Genomic DNA, 15,603 nt, shown 5'->3' on the forward strand with positions numbered 1-15,603 from the left:
GAGGGGGAGAGCCCGAGGGGCCCGGTCCGAGGACCGGGCCCCTCGCAGGGTTTTCGGGGTGGATCAGGCCGAGGGCCTGCTCAGAAGAAGACCCCGCAGCGCAGCAGCACGTTCGCGTACGGGCGTGCCTCTCCCGTGCGTACGACGAGACGCGCGTGCGCCGACAGCGCCTTCAGTTCCTCGTGCGTGACGAAACCGAGGGGCTTCAGGCGGTCCTGGAGGAGCTCGGCGGTGTCCGGGTTCGCCGCCCGCACCTCGCGGGCCGCCGTGGCCGCCTCCACCACCAGCTCGTCGAGCAGCCCGTCGAGGACCTCCGCGAAGGACGGCACACCGGCCCGGAACGCGAGGTCGACGACGCGCGGTCCCGCAGGGATCGGCATGCCCGCGTCGCAGATCAGCACCCCGTCGCCGTGCCCCAACTCGGCGATGGCGCCCGCCAGATGGCGGTTGAGTATTCCGGCCTTCTTCACAGCGCGGAGACCTCCTCGGCCGTCGGGTACGAGGCCTGCGCGCCCTCCTTCGTGACGGCGGCAGCGCCGACCTTCGCCGCGTAGGCGGCCGCCTCGGCGAGCGACTCACCGGTGCCGAGCCGCCACGCGAGCGCCGCAGTGAACGCGTCACCGGCACCGGTCGTGTCCACGGCCTTCACCTTCACCGCCGGCACCCGCTGCGAACCCGAGGCGTCCGCGACGAGCGCGCCCTCGGAGCCGAGCGTGACGACGACCGAGCGCGGGCCGAGCGAGAGCAGCTGCCGCGCCCAGTCCTCGGGGTCGTCGCCGAGGTCCTTGCCGGCGATGACCTTCGCCTCGTGCTCGTTGACGATCAGCGGGTCGCAGGCCGCGAGCACCTCGTCGGGGAGCGGGGCGGGCGGCGAGGGGTTGAGGACGAGGCGGGTGCCGTCCGCCAGGTTGCGGACCACCTCCGCGACCGTCTCCAGCGGGATCTCCAGCATCATCGAGACGACCCGCGCCCCCGCGAACAGCTCGCCCGCCGCCCGTACGTCCTCGGGCGTCAGATGCCCGTTCGCACCCGGCGAGAACACGATGCTGTTGTCGCCGGACGGGTCGACGGTGATCAGCGCGACGCCCGTGGGCGCCCCGCCGCGCAGTACCCCGGACGCGTCCACGCCCGCCGACTCCATCGAGGCGCGCAGCATCTCACCGTGCGCGTCGTCGCCGACCCGCGCGAGCAGCGCCGTACGAGCGCCCAACTTGGCGGCGGCGACCGCCTGGTTGGCGCCCTTGCCGCCGGGGTGCAGCGCGAGGTCGGAGCCGAGCACGGTCTCGCCCGCGGCCGGCCGCCGGTCGACGCCCACCACCAGGTCGGCGTTGGCCGACCCCACGACGAGGAGGTCGTACGTGTTCATGTTGTGCCTTTCTTCGTACGTCACGCCAAAGGGTACGAGAGCTGCCTTACGGGGCTGATCACTTGAAGTCGGCGACGTTCTTCGCCGTGACGACCTTCACCGGCACCTTCACCGCCGAGGAGATCTTCTTGTCCTTCGCCGCGGCGATCGCGTTCTGCACGGCCATCTTTCCGAGCTCGCGCGGCTGCTGGGCCACGGAGGCGTACAACGTGCCCGCCTTGACCGCCTTGAAGCCGTCGGGCGTGCCGTCGAAGCCGATGACGGGGACGGACTTGCCGGCCTTGGAGCCGAGCGCCTTGATCGCGCCGAGTGCCATCTCGTCGTTCTCGGCGAAGACGCCGTCGACGTCGGGGTGCGACTGGAGCATGTTCGTCATGACGTCCAGGCCCTTGGTGCGGTCGAAGTCCGCGGGCTGCTTGGCGACGACCTTGATGCCCGGGTAGTTCTTCAGCCCGGCGGCGAAGCCCGCGCCGCGCTCACGGCTGGCGGACGTACCGGCCTGGCCCTGAAGCACCGCGATCTTTCCCTTGCCGCCCAGCTTGTCGGCCATGATCTTCGCGGCCTGCTTGCCGCCCGCGACGTTGTCGGAGGCGACGAGGGTCGCGGCCTTGGCCTTGTTGACGCCGCGGTCGGCGGCGACGACGGGGATGGAGGCCTTGTTGGCGGTCCGCACGGACGGTCCGACGGCGTCGGAGTCGACCGGGTTCACGATGACGGCGCTGAGCCCCTCGCTCGTGAAGTTCTGCAGCTGGTTGGCCTGCTGCGAGGCGTCGTTCTGCGCGTCCGTGACGGTCAGCTCGACGCCCTGCTTCTTCGCCTCGGCCTGCGCGCCCGCCCGCATCTCCGTGAAGAACGGGTTGTTGAGCGTGGACACCGCCATGCCGAGCTTCAGGTCCTTCTTGCCGCCGGAGGAGCCGGTGTTGTTCCACACCGCGAGGCCGCCGACGATCACGATGGCGACCACGGCCGCGAGCACGTACTGCATCCGCTGCCTGGGCCCACCGGTCCCGACACCGGCGGAGGCCGGCTGCGCACCGGCCTTGCGGCGCGCCGTGTCGAGCAGCACCGCGAGGGCGATCACGACACCGATGACGACCTGCTGCCAGAAGGCGGACACCGAGAGGAGGTTGAGGCCGTTGCGGAGCACGGCGAGGATCAGCGCGCCGATGAACGTGCCCGACGCCTTGCCCGTACCACCGGCAAGCGAGGCGCCGCCGATGACGACGGCGGCGATGGCGTCCAGCTCGTAGCCGTTCGCGGCCTGCGGCTGCGCGGAGGCGAGACGGGAGGCGAGCACGATGCCGGCGACGGCCGCGAACAGGCCGGAGAGGCCGTAGATGACGAGCTTCTGCCGCTTGACGCGCAGACCGGAGAGGCGGGCCGCCTCCTCGTTGCCGCCGATCGCGTACATGGACCGGCCGATGAACGTACGGGCGAGGACGACCGCCGTGATGAGCCCCATCACGATCATCACGATGACGGGGACCGGCAGCCAGCCGCCGAGCGTGTCACCGAGCTTGGAGACCGAGTCGGGGAACGGGATCGGGGAGCCCTGCGAGATCACCAGCGAGAGCCCGCGCCCGACCGACAGCATCGCCAGCGTCGCGATGAACGGCGGGAGCTTGCCGTACGAGATGAGCAGGCCGTTGACGAAACCGCAGGCGACACCCGTGACGACGGCGAGCAGCACGGCTATCACCACCGGCACGCCCTCGCTCGTGGCCGCCCACGCGAGGACGGTCGCGGAGAGCGCGGCCACCGAGCCGACCGACAGGTCGATGCCCGCCGAGACGATGACGAAGGTGACACCGAACGCGAGGATCGCGGTGACGGCCGCCTGCACGCCGACGTTCAGCAGGTTCTGCGTGGTCAGGAAGTCGCCGGACATCAGCGACATGGCGATGACCAGGACGACGAGCGCGGTCAGCGCGCCGTTGTCGAGGAGCAGCCGCAGCAGGCTCCCGTTGTTCTTGGCCCCTGGCTTGTTGACTGTCTCAGTGGTCACGGGAGCCCTCCTCTTCGAAGGCGTTGTGCTGCTGGTTGTCGGTGTTCTGGTTGCTGACGGCGAGGGCCATCACGGAGTCCTGCGTGGCGTCCTCGGCGGCGAGTTCACCGGCGATGCGTCCCTGCGCCATAACAAGGACCCGGTCGCTCATGCCGAGCACTTCGGGGAGATCGCTGGAGATCATGAGCACGGCGTGCCCGGCGGCGGTCAGCTCGTTGATGAGCTGGTAGATCTCGACCTTCGCGCCGACGTCGATGCCGCGCGTCGGCTCGTCGAGGATCAGTACCTTGATGTCGGCGAGCAGCCACTTGCCGATGACGACCTTCTGCTGGTTGCCGCCCGACAGAGTGCGCACGTGCTGGCCCAACCCGGCCATCCGGACGCCCAGTTGCTTCGCGATCCGCTCGGCGGCCGTGTGCTGTCCCTGCCGGTCGACGAAACCGGCGCGGGTCGCCTTCCGCATGGTGACGAGCCCCAGGTTCTCCTCCACCGACTGGTCGAGGACGAGCCCCTGCCCCTTGCGGTCCTCGGGGACGAGCCCGACCCCGGCGGCCATCGCGGCGATGACGTCGTGCCGGGGGAGCGCACTGCCCGCGACCTCGACGGAGCCCGCGTCGTACGGGTCGGCGCCGAAGACGGCCCGTACGACCTCCGTACGTCCCGCGCCCACGAGCCCCGCGATGCCGACGACCTCGCCGGCCCGCACCTCGAAGCCCACGTCGTGGAAGACGCCGTCCCGGGTCAGGCCCTCGACCTTCAGCAACGCGCTTCCCGTTTCCGGGCGTTCGCGCGGGTACTGCTGGTCGATGGAGCGGCCGACCATGAGGCGGACGAGCTCGTCCTCGGGGGTGGACGCCGGGACCTGCCCGACACTCCGACCGTCCCGGATCACGGTGACCCGGTCGCCGAGCGCGGCGATCTCCTCCAGGTGGTGGGTGATGAAGACGACGCCGACGCCGTCCTCGCGCAGCTGCCGCACGATCGCGAACAGCTTCTCGACCTCTTCGGAGGTGAGCACGGCGGTCGGCTCGTCCATGATCAGCACGCGCGCGTTCAGGCTGAGCGCCTTCGCGATCTCCACCATCTGGAGCCGGGCGATGCCCAGTTCGCGCACCCGCGCGCGTGGCGACACATTCACGCCCACGCGCGCGAGGAGCTCCTCGGCGTCGGACTCCATCTGCTTCCGGTCGATGAGACCGAAGCGGCGCGGCTGGCGCCCCAGGAAGATGTTCTCGGCGACGGTCAGATCAGGAACGAGATTGAACTCCTGGTAGATCGTCGCGATGCCGAGCCGTTCGGCGTCCTGCGCACCATGGATGCGGACCTGCTCGCCACCGACGGTGATACGGCCCTCGTCGGGCGTGTAGGCACCGGAGAGCATCTTGATCAGCGTGCTCTTCCCGGCCCCGTTCTCACCGAGCAGGACGTGCACCTCCCCGCGGCGCAGGTCGAAGTCGACGCTGTCGAGCGCGACCACGCCGGGGAAGGTCTTCCGTATCCCTTCGATACGCAGCAACTCTTCGGAGCTGCTCATCCGTTGCTCCTCTCCATTGAGGTGGGCGTGTGGGGGGTTTCGCCGGTCTCGCCGCAGGAGCGTCGTACGACGAGGTGGGCGGGGAGGATGACCGACTCGGGCACCCGTCCCTCGATGCGGTCGACCAGGGCGCGCACGGCGGCCCGGCCGAGGTCCTTGGTCGGCTGGGCGATCGCCGTGATCGGCGGATCGGTGTGCACGAACCACGGGATGTCGTCGAACGCGGCGACCGCGATGTCGTCGGGAACGCGCATCCCGCGCGCGCGGATGGCGTCGAGCGCGCCGAGCGCCATGAGGTTGTCGGCCGCGAAGACGACCTGGGGTGGCTCGGGCAGATCGAGGAACGCCTCGGTCACCCGGCGCCCGCTGTCCGCCTGGAAGTCGCCCTGCCCTATGTAGGCGTCCGGCAGCTCGATCTCGTACGAGGCGAGGGCCTCGCGGAACGCGTCGACGCGCTCGCTGCCGGTCGTGGTGGCGGCCGGGCCCGCGATGATCGCGAGGCGGCGGTGGCCGAGCCGGTGCAGGTGGGCGACGAGGTCCCGGACGGCGGCGCGCCCGTCGGAGCGCACCACGGGCACGTCCACGCCGGGGATCCAGCGGTCGACGAAGACCATGGGGGTGCCGGCCCGAGCCGCGTCCAGCATCAGCGGGGAGCCGCCGTCGGTCGGGGAGACGAGGAGCCCGTCGATGCGCCGGTCCAGGAGGTTCTGGACGTGGTGGTCCTGGAGGTCGGGCCGTTCGTCGGCGTTGCCGATGATGACGCTGTAGCCGAGGGCGCGGGCCTCCTCCTCGACGGAGCGGGCGAGCTCGCCGAAGTACGGGTTCAGCACGTCGCTGATGACCAGGCCGAGCGTGCGGGTCTGCGCGGTGCGCAGCGAACGGGCCACCGCGTTGGGCCGGTAGCCGAGCGACTCCACGGCCGCGAGCACGCGGGTGCGGGTGTCCGGGCTGACGGACGGGTGGCTGTTCAGGACACGGGAAACCGTGGCGACGGAAACGCCGGCCGCGGCCGCGACATCCTTGATACTCGCGCTCGCCGACATCACGGACCACCTCCTTGTGGCTACGTGGAATCGATTACATCGATCTGCATGAGGGATTGGAATCGATTACATGGGGTGGGGGCAAGGAGGTGGGGGTGGTCGTGACGGGATCGTGATCGGGCTAACAAGCCCCTCCGGCGATTGAGGAGCGGGGTCCGGGGCGGAGCCCCGGGAGCGCAACCACGTCGCGGGCCGGGGATTGTCGGTGGCGCGTGCGAAGGTGGGTGGCACCGCAACGGATGACGGAGACGGAGCAACGGACGTGAACCACGCGCAGCTCACCGCACTAGGCCGCGCCCTCCGCGTGCTCGGCGAGCACGGCGAGAAGCTCACCGGCGACACCCCGGACGACGTGCTGCACGAGGTCCGCGGCGACCTGACCCGCGCCCTCGACCAGCTCGACGACGCCGTGTCCGGCGAGAAGCCCACGACCCGCTGCAAGGAGCACCCCTACGGCCCGGTCGAGGAATCCGCCCCGGACCTGTGCCTGTTCTGCGAGACCCGCCGCCGCAAGGCCCGCCGCTCCCAGATCTCGGGCGACCCCGGCCCGGCGGCCCGCCCCGCCTCGGAGGGCCCCGTGCTGTCCCGCTACGGCACGCGCGAGGACCGCCCCCAGCCCCAGCAGCGCTGGATCCCGGAGATGTGGAACGGGCAGGTGTGGCAGCTCTGCGGCACCCCCCGCCACGACCGCCGCGAGGCTGACCTCTACCTGGCGGCCCAGCGCCGCCGCCCGGACGCGGCGATGGCGTACCGCCTGGTCCACGAGTTCACGGACTACGAGGTCGTCCGCGTGTGGGGCACGCCGGTGCGGGTGGATCCGGAGCCGATGGGCGGGGTGTGACGGTCGGGGCCTACGCCCCGCGGCCCTCGGCCAGCGTGTGGGCCACGAGGGCGTTGGCGTGCCCGTGGCCCAGGCCGTGCTCCGCCTTCAGCCAGTTCACCAGCTCCATGTGCTTGGTGAGCGGCGAGGAGCGGATGAGGTCCTGCCAGTGGGCGACCGGTTCGCCGTACTTCTTCTCGATGGAGGGGAAGTAGCCGGCGGGTCCCTTGGTGGCGGGCATGGCGCGCTCCTGTCTGCGGGGTGCCGAGGATGTCGTCGATAAGACGTGGCCAGGGCCCGGAAGTCATCGCGGCCGAGAGGTGATCCAGCTCACTCGCTCCGGAGTGGGTCCGAGGCCGGCCCCGGACCTACCCCCGGCGACCCCTCCCGCGTTGTCGGACCCTGCCGCTAACGTCGGATCATGGCGATGCAGCAGGCGGCTGCCGGAGCGCGGCCGATGGCGCGGCTCGAGGGGGTCCTCGAGCGGATCACGTATGCCAACGAGGAGACGGGGTACACGGTCGGCCGGGTCGACACCGGCAGGGGCGCCGGGGATCTGCTGACCGTCGTCGGCTCGCTGCTCGGGGCGCAGGTGGGGGAGTCGCTGCGGATGGAGGGCCGTTGGGGCTCCCACCCGCAGTACGGCAAGCAGTTCACCGTCGAGAACTACACGACGGTGCTGCCCGCGACCATCCAGGGCATCCGCCGCTATCTCGGGTCCGGCCTGGTCAAGGGCATCGGCCCCGTCTTCGCCGACCGCATCACGCAGCACTTCGGGCTCGACACCCTCGACATCATCGAGCAGGAGCCGAAGCGGCTGATCGAGGTGCCGGGGCTCGGCCCCAAGCGGACGAAGAAGATCGCCGACGCGTGGGAGGAGCAGAAGGCCATCAAGGAAGTGATGGTCTTCCTCCAGAGCGTCGGCGTCTCCACCTCCATCGCCGTGCGCATCTACAAGAAGTTCGGCGACGCCTCGATCTCCGTCGTGAAGAACCAGCCGTACCGCCTCGCCTCCGACGTCTGGGGCATCGGATTCCTCACCGCCGACCGCATCGCCCAGTCCGTCGGCATTCCGCACGACAGCCCGGAGCGGGTCAAGGCCGGTCTCCAGTACGCCCTTTCGCAATCCACCGACCAGGGCCACTGCTTCCTGCCCGAGCAGCGGCTCATCGCCGACGCCGTGAAGCTGCTCCAGGTCGACACCGGCCTCGTCATCGAGTGCCTCGCCGAACTGGCCCTGCCCGACGAGGATTCCGGCGAGCCCGGCGTGGTACGCGAGACGGTGCCGGGCGAGGACGGGGAGCCGGTCACCGCGATCTACCTGGTCCCCTTCCACCGGGCCGAACTCTCCCTCTCCGCCCAGCTGCTCAGGCTGCTGCGCACGGAGGACGACCGGATGCCCGCCTTCCAGGACGTCGCGTGGGACAAGGCGCTCGCGTGGCTCGCCGACCGCACGGGGGCGCAGCTCGCTCCCGAGCAGGAGGAGGCGGTCAAGCTCGCGCTCAGCAAGAAGGTGGCCGTGCTCACCGGCGGCCCCGGCTGCGGAAAGTCCTTCACCGTACGGTCGGTTGTCGAGCTGGCCCGGGCCAAGCGCGCCAAGGTCGTGCTCGCCGCGCCCACGGGGCGTGCCGCCAAGCGGCTAGCCGAGCTGACCGGGGCCGAGGCGTCGACTGTTCACCGGCTGCTCGAACTGAAGCCGGGCGGGGACGCCGCGTACGACAAGGAGCGGCCGCTCGACGCCGACCTCGTGGTCGTGGACGAGGCCTCCATGTTGGATCTGCTGCTTGCCAACAAGCTGGTGAAAGCCGTACCGCCCGGGGCGCATCTGCTTTTTGTGGGGGATGTGGATCAGCTGCCGAGTGTGGGGGCCGGTGAGGTGCTGCGGGACATGCTCGTCGAGGAGAGTCCTGTGCCCGCTGTGCGGCTCACGCGGATCTTCCGGCAGGCTCAGGAGTCCGGGGTCGTCACCAATGCGCACCGGATCAACTCCGGCCAGCATCCGGTCACTTCGGGGCTCAAGGATTTCTTCCTGTTCGTGGAGGACGACACCGAGGAGGCCGGGCGGCTCACCGTCGACGTCGCCGCCCGCCGGATCCCCGCCAAGTTCGGCCTCGACCCGCGGCGCGACGTCCAGGTGCTCGCGCCGATGCACCGCGGCCCCGCCGGCGCCGGGAACCTCAACGGGCTGCTCCAGCAGGCCATCACGCCCGGGCGGCCCGAGCTTCCCGAGAAGCGGTTCGGTGGGCGGGTGTTCCGGGTGGGGGACAAGGTCACTCAGATCCGGAACAACTATGAGAAGGGGGCCAATGGCGTCTTCAACGGCACGGTCGGCGTTGTTACGTCGTTGGACGCCGAGGAACAGAGACTCACCGTCCGCACCGATGAGGACGAGGAGGTCCCGTATGACTTCGACGAGCTGGACGAGCTGGCGCATGCCTACGCTGTGACCATCCACCGCTCCCAGGGCAGCGAGTACCCGTGCGTGGTGATCCCCGTCACGACGGGGGCCTGGATGATGCTCCAGCGCAACCTCCTCTACACGGCGGTCACCCGCGCCAAGAAGCTCGTCGTCCTGGTCGGTTCGCGCAGAGCGATCGGCCAGGCGGTGCGTACGATTTCGGCCGGTAGGCGGTGTACCGCCCTGAATTTCCGGCTGTCAGGTGCCGCTGCTCAAAAGATTTGATCGATCAAGTGAGTCACGAAGGTCACAAGCACTTCCGGAACCAGGGCGAAGGGGGCAGGATGAGCAAGTTGACGGCACTGAGTGCCGTCAATGAGCCCAATGGGCGACCCCGAGTGCACTCTGCTGGGCCAAGTGGGGGAAGGTAGAGACAGTCAGGGCACCTCGAAGAAGAGGCACTACGTCGGTGAGGGATGACGTGAGCGAGCAGAACGAGAAGGCTGTAGTACTCCAGTACGGCGACGACGAGTACACCTACCCGGTGATCGACAGCACCGTGGGCGACCAGGGCTTCGACATCGGGAAGCTGCGGGCCCAGACGGGCCTGGTGACCCTCGACAGCGGATATGGCAACACAGCCGCCTATAAATCCGCGATCACCTATCTCGACGGTGAGCAGGGCATCCTGCGTTACCGCGGCTACCCGATCGAGCAGCTGGCCGAGAACTCGACCTTCACCGAGGTCGCCTACCTGCTGATCAACGGCGAGCTCCCGACGGTCGACGAGCTCTCCACCTTCAAGAACGAGATCACCGGGCACACGCTCCTGCACGAGGACGTGAAGCGGTTCTTCGACGGCTTCCCGCGGGACGCCCACCCGATGGCCATGCTGTCCTCCGTGGTCTCCGCGCTGTCCACCTTCTACCAGGACAGCCACAACCCGTTCGACGAGCAGCAGCGTCACCTCTCGACGATCCGCCTGCTCGCGAAGCTGCCGACGATCGCGGCGTACGCCTACAAGAAGTCGATCGGCCACCCGTTCGTCTACCCGCGCAACGACCTCGGCTACGTCGAGAACTTCCTGCGCATGACGTTCTCCGTGCCGGCCCAGGAGTACGTGCCGGACCCGGTCGTCGTCTCCGCGCTGGACAAGCTGCTCATCCTGCACGCGGACCACGAGCAGAACTGTTCGACGTCCACGGTGCGCCTCGTGGGCTCGTCGCAGGCCAACATGTTCGCGTCGATCTCCGCCGGTATCTCCGCGCTGTGGGGTCCGCTGCACGGTGGCGCCAACCAGTCGGTGCTGGAGATGCTCGAGGGCATCCAGGCCGCCGGTGGCGACGTCGACGAGTTCATCCGCAAGGTGAAGAACAAGGAAGACGGCGTGAAGCTCATGGGCTTCGGGCACCGCGTCTACAAGAACTTCGACCCGCGGGCGAAGATCATCAAGGCGGCGGCGCACGATGTCCTCTCGGCGCTCGGCAAGTCCGACGAGCTGCTCGACATCGCGCTGAAGCTGGAGGAGCACGCGCTGGCCGACGAGTACTTCGTCGAGCGCAAGCTCTACCCGAACGTCGACTTCTACACCGGCCTGATCTACCGGGCCATGGGCTTCCCGACCGAGATGTTCACGGTCCTCTTCGCCCTCGGCCGGCTTCCGGGCTGGATCGCCCAGTGGCACGAGATGATCAAGGAGCCGGGGTCGCGCATCGGCCGCCCGCGCCAGATCTACACGGGCGTCGTCGAGCGCGACTTCATCCCGGTCGAGCAGCGCTGACTTCACTGCTTCCCGCAACGCCGGTTGGGCATATCAAGCCCCGCCGGCGTTTGAGGCGCGGGGTCCGGGGCGGAGCCCCGAGGCCGTAACCACTCCAACCGAAACGTTGGGCAGGTCGCGGCCCCCGCACCTCCTGGTCAACCTGCGGCAAGCAGAAAGCGCCCCGCTGTCGGTCCCCCCACGGGCCGACAGTCGGGGCGCTTTCCTTTACCCGGGTCGGATTCCCCCCACGGGATCCGGCCTGGGGGTCTGTGGTGCGTCGGCCGCCGGAACACGTACCGCCGGGCGGGCCGCTCAAGCTTCCCGGCGCACGTGCCCCGGCCAACGCTGTCGGGAACCGTCCCCCAAGACGGGTCCCTCCGGTGCGGAAACGTCCCCCAAGACGTTCCTGCATCGCCTCCTTAGACTCACGAGAGCCGCAAAGGGTTACGTCCGGACCAATGTGATCTGCGTCTCTTGCATATGTCCCGTGCGTGCGCAAGAGGTCCGATATGTGGATATCGGCCTCTGTGGGGGAGTGCTGCAATTGTGCCGTGTGGATTGTGTGGAGGTCCAGCGATCTCGGCAGGTCTCTACGTGAATCTGCGCGCCCGTGTCGAGCGGTCGGCCGGGGCGCCCCGTTTTTGATCGTGGGGGCGGGGCCGCGTCGGGGTACCTCCTCGGCCACCGGGGCGGGCGCCCCCGGGAACTGCGACTCCACGAGTGGTGCTTCTGCGGAGTCCTGCGGGGGCACCCCGACGCGGCCCCTCCCTCGCGCTGGCGGGCGGCGGTCTGGCTTCACTCCCTGTTCGACCTCATCGACCGCTCAGACGAGTTCGTAGCCCGCCTCGTCCACCGCGGCGCGGATCGACTCTTCGTCGAGCGGGGCGGTGGAGACGACCGTGACCTGGCCGGTGGCGGCGCTCGCCTGGACCGAGGTGACGTCGGCGAGCTCCGAGATCTCGCTGGACACCGCGCCCTCGCAGTGGCCGCACGTCATGCCCTTGACCTCGTACACGGTGGTGAAGGCGCCCTCGGCGGCCGGGGCGTCGGTGTGGCAGGCGCCGCCGCAGCAGGAACCGGCGGACTCGGTGCCGGCCTGGGGGAGCTCGGTGTGGGCGCTCATGACGTACTCCTTGGTGGTGAGAGGTGTCTCCTGATGCGATCGACCATATACCCCTAGGGGGTATTTTTCCAAGAAGGGTCCCGGCGGGCGAGTGAGCGCACCCAGGTCAGTGCCAGGAGCGTGATGATGGCCAGTCCGCCGACCGAGAAGAGCGTGAAGAGGTGCTGCTGCGCGTCGGTCGGCTTGGGGATGTAGCCCTCGGCGAAGAGCGTGCGGTCGAGGTTCGTGGTGGTGAGGCGGGCCACCAGCCAGATCGCGATGCCGTGCATGGAGTCCCAGAGGGCGTGGAGGAGGGAGACGCCCAGGTAGGTGAGGATCACCGGCGTTGCGAAGCGGTAGCGGCCATTCGGCTTGCGGAAGGAGAGGAGGACGGCTCCGGAGATCGCTGTCCACAGGCCGTGGCCGAAGGGGGCCAGGAGGCCGCGGAGGACCTCCGTTTCCAGGAGGGCGCGCAGGTCGATGCCCTTCATGGTGATCGCCGCGTTGAACGCGTAGCCCGCGCTCTCGAAGGCCGCGAAGCCGAAGCCGACCGTGGCGCCCAGGACCAGGCCCGCGCGCAGTCCGCTGATGCGCGGGTGGCGGTGCAGTACGTAGGCGAGGGCGAGCAGCTTGACTGCTTCTTCGATGAGGCCGACGGCCACGAACATCCAGGCCGAGGGGTGTACCAGGTAGTACTCCATGACCGACGCGCCGAGCACGCCCAGGATGCCGCCCACCAGGAAGCAGGCCAGGATCAGGCTCACGCCCAGGTCGCGGCCGTGCCGCTCGTACGCCCACAGCACGAAGACCGCCGGGGTGAGGAAGCTGCCCAGCAGGATGAGGGTGGGGAGCAGTGTGGTGTTCTGCGTGGCGTACGTGACGATCGCCGTCAGCACCCATAGTGCGAGGCCGCCCCAGAGGCAGCGCTTCCAGAGGCCGGGGCGGATCTGCGGGCCCGGCGGGGGCGGCTGCTGGGGGATTCGGGCCTGGGGTGCCCCGTAGGGCGGCTGGGGCTGCGTCACTGCGATCCCTCCGGCTTGCCGGTAACTTACGGTCACCTTGGGTGATTTGTCCGAAGTTTATGGCGGGGTCGGATGTGTCGCAGTGTGGGCGCCGGGCCGTGCGTCCGTACGGCCCGGCGCTCCCGGTTCAGTCCTTGCGGCCCCTGTTGCTCGGGCGGGAGGCCACCCAGGCGCGGACCGTGTCGGCGTACCAGTAGGGCTTGCCCGACTCGACATGGTCGGGCGGGGGCAGCAGACCGTGTTTGCGGTACGAGCGGACGGTGTCGGGCTGCACGCGGATGTGCGCGGCGATGTCCTTGTACGACCAGAGCCTGCGGTCGTTCATCGGTGGCTCCTCCCTGGCGGCGCTCACGGCGGCTCGGGGGTGCCGGCGTGATCGACTCAGCCTGTGCCCGGTGAACGAGGTGAACCGAGGTGAAGGGAGGGCCTGTGGGGCCTCTGTGACGCAGAACCCGCGTAGGCCTGACATGTGTGACGCGATAGGGGTGTTTGTGACGCGAATGATGCAAAGGGGGCGCGTCGTGGGCGCATGCCCCGGCGTGTAAATGGATAGGGGTGGCGTCAAACCCCGCAGGAGCGCAGGTAGCGGCGTGTGCGGTCGGCGATCGGGAGGGGGCGGTCCGGCTCGCACGGGTACATGTCCTGCTCGACGATCGCGAACAGGTCGATGTCGAGTTTGCCCGCGGCGGCCAGTACCGGCTCCAACTCCGGTACCCCGCGCGGTGGTTCGGCCATGACGCCCTGGGCCACGGCCGGGCCGAAGGGCGTGCCCTGTTCGTGGACCGTGGCGAGGACCGCCGGGTCCACCTGCTTCAGGTGTAGATAGCCGATCCGCTCCCCGTACGTCTCGATGAGCTTGACGCTGTCGCCGCCGCAGTACGCGTAGTGACCCGTGTCCAGGCACAGCGACACGAGGTCCGGGTCGGTCGCGTCGAGGAGCCGCGTGACGTTCTCCTCCGTGTCCACGTGGGTGTCGGCGTGCGGGTGGAAGACCAGTTTCAGGCCGTAGCGGTCGCCCACTTCGCGGGCCAAGCGCTCGGTCTGCGTGGACAGATTGCGCCACTGGTCGGGGGTGAGGGTGGAGTCCTCCAGTACCTCGCCCGTCTTGTCGTCGCGCCAGAAGGACGGGATGACCACGAGGTGCTGGGCATCCATCGCCCGCGTGAGTTCGGCGATGGAGGACACGTGGGCCCACGTCTTCTCCCAGACCGCGGGGCCGTGGTGCAGGCCCGTGAACACCGTGCCCGCCGACACCTTCAGGCCGCGGCGGCCCGTCTCCTCGGCGAGTACGCGCGGGTCCGACGGCAGATAGCCGTACGGGCCCAGCTCGATCCACTCGTACCCGGCCTCGGCCACCTCGTCGAGAAAGCGCTGGTACGGGACCTGCCGCGGGTCGTCGGGGAACCAGACGCCCCAGGAGTCGGGGGCCGAACCGATGCGGATGCGCGCGGGCGTGGTCGTCATGGACTCAAGCCTTGAACCGTTCGGAGAGGGGTGTCAAGGCGTCGTCCGAATGTCAGGACAAAGTGTTGACAGGGGGCGCTGGTGGGGCTAGATCTGGCGGGGCGACGGAGATTGCCGGGCGTCGCGCCGAAGGGGATGGAGCCGGGCTTGAGTGAGGCAGAGGGCGTTGACCTCCGGTGGCTTGCCCGTGTGCGGGCCGAGGATCCGGCGGCTGTCGCCGAGGCCGCGGGCAGGCGGGAGCGGCGGGCGCTGCTCGGCGCGGGGCGGCGGCTGATGATCGTGGCCGCCGACCATCCGGCCCGGGGCGCGCTCGGCGTCGGGGAGCGCGCCTTCGCCATGGCCGACCGGGCCGATCTGCTGCGCCGGCTGTGCGTCGCGCTGGCCCGGCCGGGCGTGGACGGGGTGCTGGCCTCCGCCGACGTGGTCGAAGACCTGTTGCTGCTGGGGGTGTTGGACCGCAAGGTCGTCATCGGGTCCATGAACCGGGGCGGGCTCGCCGGGGCCTCCTTCGAGCTGGACGACCGGTTCACCGGGTATCGGGCCGAGGATCTGGAGCGGTTCGGCTTCGACGCCGGGAAGTTGTTGCTGCGTGTCGATTACGAGGATCCGGGGTCCGGGTCCGTGCGGACGCTGGAGGCTGCCGCCCGTGCCGTCGACGCCATGGCCGCGCGTCGGCTGCCCGTGTTCGTCGAGCCGTTCCTGAGCCGCCGCGATCCCGAAACCGGGCTGCTGCGAAACGACTTGAGTCCCGAGAGCGTCATCACGTCGATCGCTGTCGCCTCGGGGCTCGGCGGCACCTCCGCGTACACCTGGCTGAAGCTCCCGGTCACCGACGACCCCGACGACATGGCCCGGGTCATGGAGACCTCGTCGCTGCCCGCCGTGCTGCTCGGTGGCGACATCAAGGACGGCGACCAGGACGCCACGTACGAGAAGTGGCGGGCCGCGCTGCGACTGCCCACGGTTCAGGGGCTCGTGGTGGGGCGCTCGCTGCTCTACCCGGCCGACGGGGATGTCGCGGCCGCCGTCGACACGGCCGTGGGCCTGCTGCGCACCACGCGCGCGGACACCTAGGAGGAGAGTAGAG

Annotated in this window: 14 protein-coding genes; 4 read left to right on the forward strand and 10 right to left on the reverse strand. The window is 69.6% G+C overall.

Going from position 1 to position 15,603, the window contains the following annotated elements; genetic code table 11:
- Positions 1-80: 80 nt before the first annotated feature.
- Genes rbsD through ACOKM3_RS26425 form a run of 5 tightly spaced genes read right to left on the reverse strand, consistent with a single transcriptional unit; the run spans position 81 to position 5,948 of the window.
- Positions 81-470 carry a D-ribose pyranase gene (gene rbsD, locus ACOKM3_RS26405; RefSeq protein ID WP_426903513.1) on the reverse strand — a complete coding sequence of 130 codons (390 nt, stop codon included), beginning with the start codon at positions 468-470 and terminating at the stop codon, positions 81-83.
- Entirely contained in the window at positions 467-1,366 is a 900-nt protein-coding gene (gene rbsK, locus ACOKM3_RS26410; RefSeq protein WP_426903514.1) for a ribokinase, read from the reverse strand. Before rbsK ends, rbsD begins: the two co-directional genes overlap by 4 nt.
- Positions 1,367-1,424: 58 nt before the next feature.
- Positions 1,425-3,371, reverse strand: coding sequence for an ABC transporter permease/substrate-binding protein (locus ACOKM3_RS26415; protein ID WP_426903515.1), 1,947 nt, complete (start codon positions 3,369-3,371; stop codon positions 1,425-1,427).
- Positions 3,361-4,905 carry a sugar ABC transporter ATP-binding protein gene (locus tag ACOKM3_RS26420; protein ID WP_426903516.1) on the reverse strand — a complete coding sequence of 515 codons (1,545 nt, stop codon included), beginning with the start codon at positions 4,903-4,905 and terminating at the stop codon, positions 3,361-3,363. The genes ACOKM3_RS26415 and ACOKM3_RS26420 overlap by 11 nt, the downstream gene beginning before the upstream one ends.
- On the reverse strand, positions 4,902-5,948 hold the full coding sequence (locus ACOKM3_RS26425) for a LacI family DNA-binding transcriptional regulator (protein WP_426906903.1): 1,047 nt from the start codon (positions 5,946-5,948) through the stop codon (positions 4,902-4,904). Before ACOKM3_RS26425 ends, ACOKM3_RS26420 begins: the two co-directional genes overlap by 4 nt.
- 262 nt (positions 5,949-6,210) lie before the next feature.
- Here ACOKM3_RS26425 and ACOKM3_RS26430 point away from each other — a divergent pair, with 262 nt between their 5' ends.
- Positions 6,211-6,789: a hypothetical protein gene (locus ACOKM3_RS26430; protein ID WP_426903517.1), complete on the forward strand. Its 579-nt coding sequence runs from the start codon at positions 6,211-6,213 to the stop codon at positions 6,787-6,789.
- A gap of 10 nt (positions 6,790-6,799) precedes the next feature.
- Here the strand turns inward: ACOKM3_RS26430 and ACOKM3_RS26435 are convergent, their stop codons facing one another.
- Positions 6,800-7,009 (reverse strand): DUF4287 domain-containing protein, encoded by a 210-nt coding sequence (locus tag ACOKM3_RS26435; RefSeq protein ID WP_426903518.1) that lies wholly within the window; start codon positions 7,007-7,009, stop codon positions 6,800-6,802.
- A 180-nt stretch (positions 7,010-7,189) separates the two neighbouring features.
- Between ACOKM3_RS26435 and recD2 the strand changes: the two genes are divergently transcribed.
- Both recD2 and ACOKM3_RS26445 read left to right on the forward strand, forming a co-directional pair.
- Complete coding sequence (recD2, locus tag ACOKM3_RS26440; RefSeq protein ID WP_426903519.1) at positions 7,190-9,451, forward strand: SF1B family DNA helicase RecD2; 2,262 nt, start codon at positions 7,190-7,192, stop codon at positions 9,449-9,451.
- 184 nt (positions 9,452-9,635) lie between these two features.
- A complete protein-coding gene (locus tag ACOKM3_RS26445; RefSeq protein ID WP_426903520.1) occupies positions 9,636-10,946 on the forward strand; it encodes a citrate synthase in 1,311 nt (436 codons plus the stop codon).
- An 805-nt stretch (positions 10,947-11,751) separates the two neighbouring features.
- On the opposite strand, the gene ACOKM3_RS26450 is transcribed toward ACOKM3_RS26445, so the two are convergent.
- The 4 genes from ACOKM3_RS26450 to ACOKM3_RS26465 all read right to left on the reverse strand — a co-directional run bounded on the left by ACOKM3_RS26450 (position 11,752) and on the right by ACOKM3_RS26465 (position 14,516).
- Positions 11,752-12,051, reverse strand: a complete 300-nt coding sequence (locus ACOKM3_RS26450; protein ID WP_426903521.1) for a heavy-metal-associated domain-containing protein — start codon at positions 12,049-12,051, stop codon at positions 11,752-11,754.
- Between the two features lie 53 nt (positions 12,052-12,104).
- Positions 12,105-13,052: a PrsW family intramembrane metalloprotease gene (locus ACOKM3_RS26455; protein ID WP_426903522.1), complete on the reverse strand. Its 948-nt coding sequence runs from the start codon at positions 13,050-13,052 to the stop codon at positions 12,105-12,107.
- A 127-nt stretch (positions 13,053-13,179) separates the two neighbouring features.
- Positions 13,180-13,377, reverse strand: a complete 198-nt coding sequence (locus tag ACOKM3_RS26460; protein WP_425833509.1) for a helix-turn-helix transcriptional regulator — start codon at positions 13,375-13,377, stop codon at positions 13,180-13,182.
- Between the two features lie 236 nt (positions 13,378-13,613).
- Positions 13,614-14,516 carry a sugar phosphate isomerase/epimerase family protein gene (locus ACOKM3_RS26465; protein ID WP_426903523.1) on the reverse strand — a complete coding sequence of 301 codons (903 nt, stop codon included), beginning with the start codon at positions 14,514-14,516 and terminating at the stop codon, positions 13,614-13,616.
- 135 nt (positions 14,517-14,651) lie between these two features.
- Here ACOKM3_RS26465 and ACOKM3_RS26470 point away from each other — a divergent pair, with 135 nt between their 5' ends.
- Positions 14,652-15,590, forward strand: coding sequence for a Cgl0159 family (beta/alpha)8-fold protein (locus tag ACOKM3_RS26470; RefSeq protein ID WP_426903525.1), 939 nt, complete (start codon positions 14,652-14,654; stop codon positions 15,588-15,590).
- Positions 15,591-15,603 lie beyond the last annotated feature (13 nt).

This window comes from Streptomyces nidicola, from assembly GCF_050106155.1.
Taxonomy (GTDB): domain Bacteria; phylum Actinomycetota; class Actinomycetes; order Streptomycetales; family Streptomycetaceae; genus Streptomyces.

What these genes read in the sequence shown, in the direction of transcription:
- rbsK (WP_426903514.1), bottom strand. Translation starts at nt 1,366, where the DNA reads ATGAACACGTACGACCTCCTCGTCGTGGGGTCGGCCAACGCCGACCTG.
- ACOKM3_RS26420 (WP_426903516.1), bottom strand. Translation starts at nt 4,905, where the DNA reads ATGAGCAGCTCCGAAGAGTTGCTGCGTATCGAAGGGATACGGAAGACC.
- ACOKM3_RS26425 (WP_426906903.1), bottom strand. Translation starts at nt 5,948, where the DNA reads ATGTCGGCGAGCGCGAGTATCAAGGATGTCGCGGCCGCGGCCGGCGTT.
- ACOKM3_RS26435 (WP_426903518.1), bottom strand. Translation starts at nt 7,009, where the DNA reads ATGCCCGCCACCAAGGGACCCGCCGGCTACTTCCCCTCCATCGAGAAG.
- recD2 (WP_426903519.1), top strand. Translation starts at nt 7,190, where the DNA reads ATGGCGATGCAGCAGGCGGCTGCCGGAGCGCGGCCGATGGCGCGGCTC.
- ACOKM3_RS26450 (WP_426903521.1), bottom strand. Translation starts at nt 12,051, where the DNA reads ATGAGCGCCCACACCGAGCTCCCCCAGGCCGGCACCGAGTCCGCCGGT.
- ACOKM3_RS26460 (WP_425833509.1), bottom strand. Translation starts at nt 13,377, where the DNA reads ATGAACGACCGCAGGCTCTGGTCGTACAAGGACATCGCCGCGCACATC.
- ACOKM3_RS26465 (WP_426903523.1), bottom strand. Translation starts at nt 14,516, where the DNA reads ATGACGACCACGCCCGCGCGCATCCGCATCGGTTCGGCCCCCGACTCC.
- ACOKM3_RS26470 (WP_426903525.1), top strand. Translation starts at nt 14,652, where the DNA reads ATGGAGCCGGGCTTGAGTGAGGCAGAGGGCGTTGACCTCCGGTGGCTT.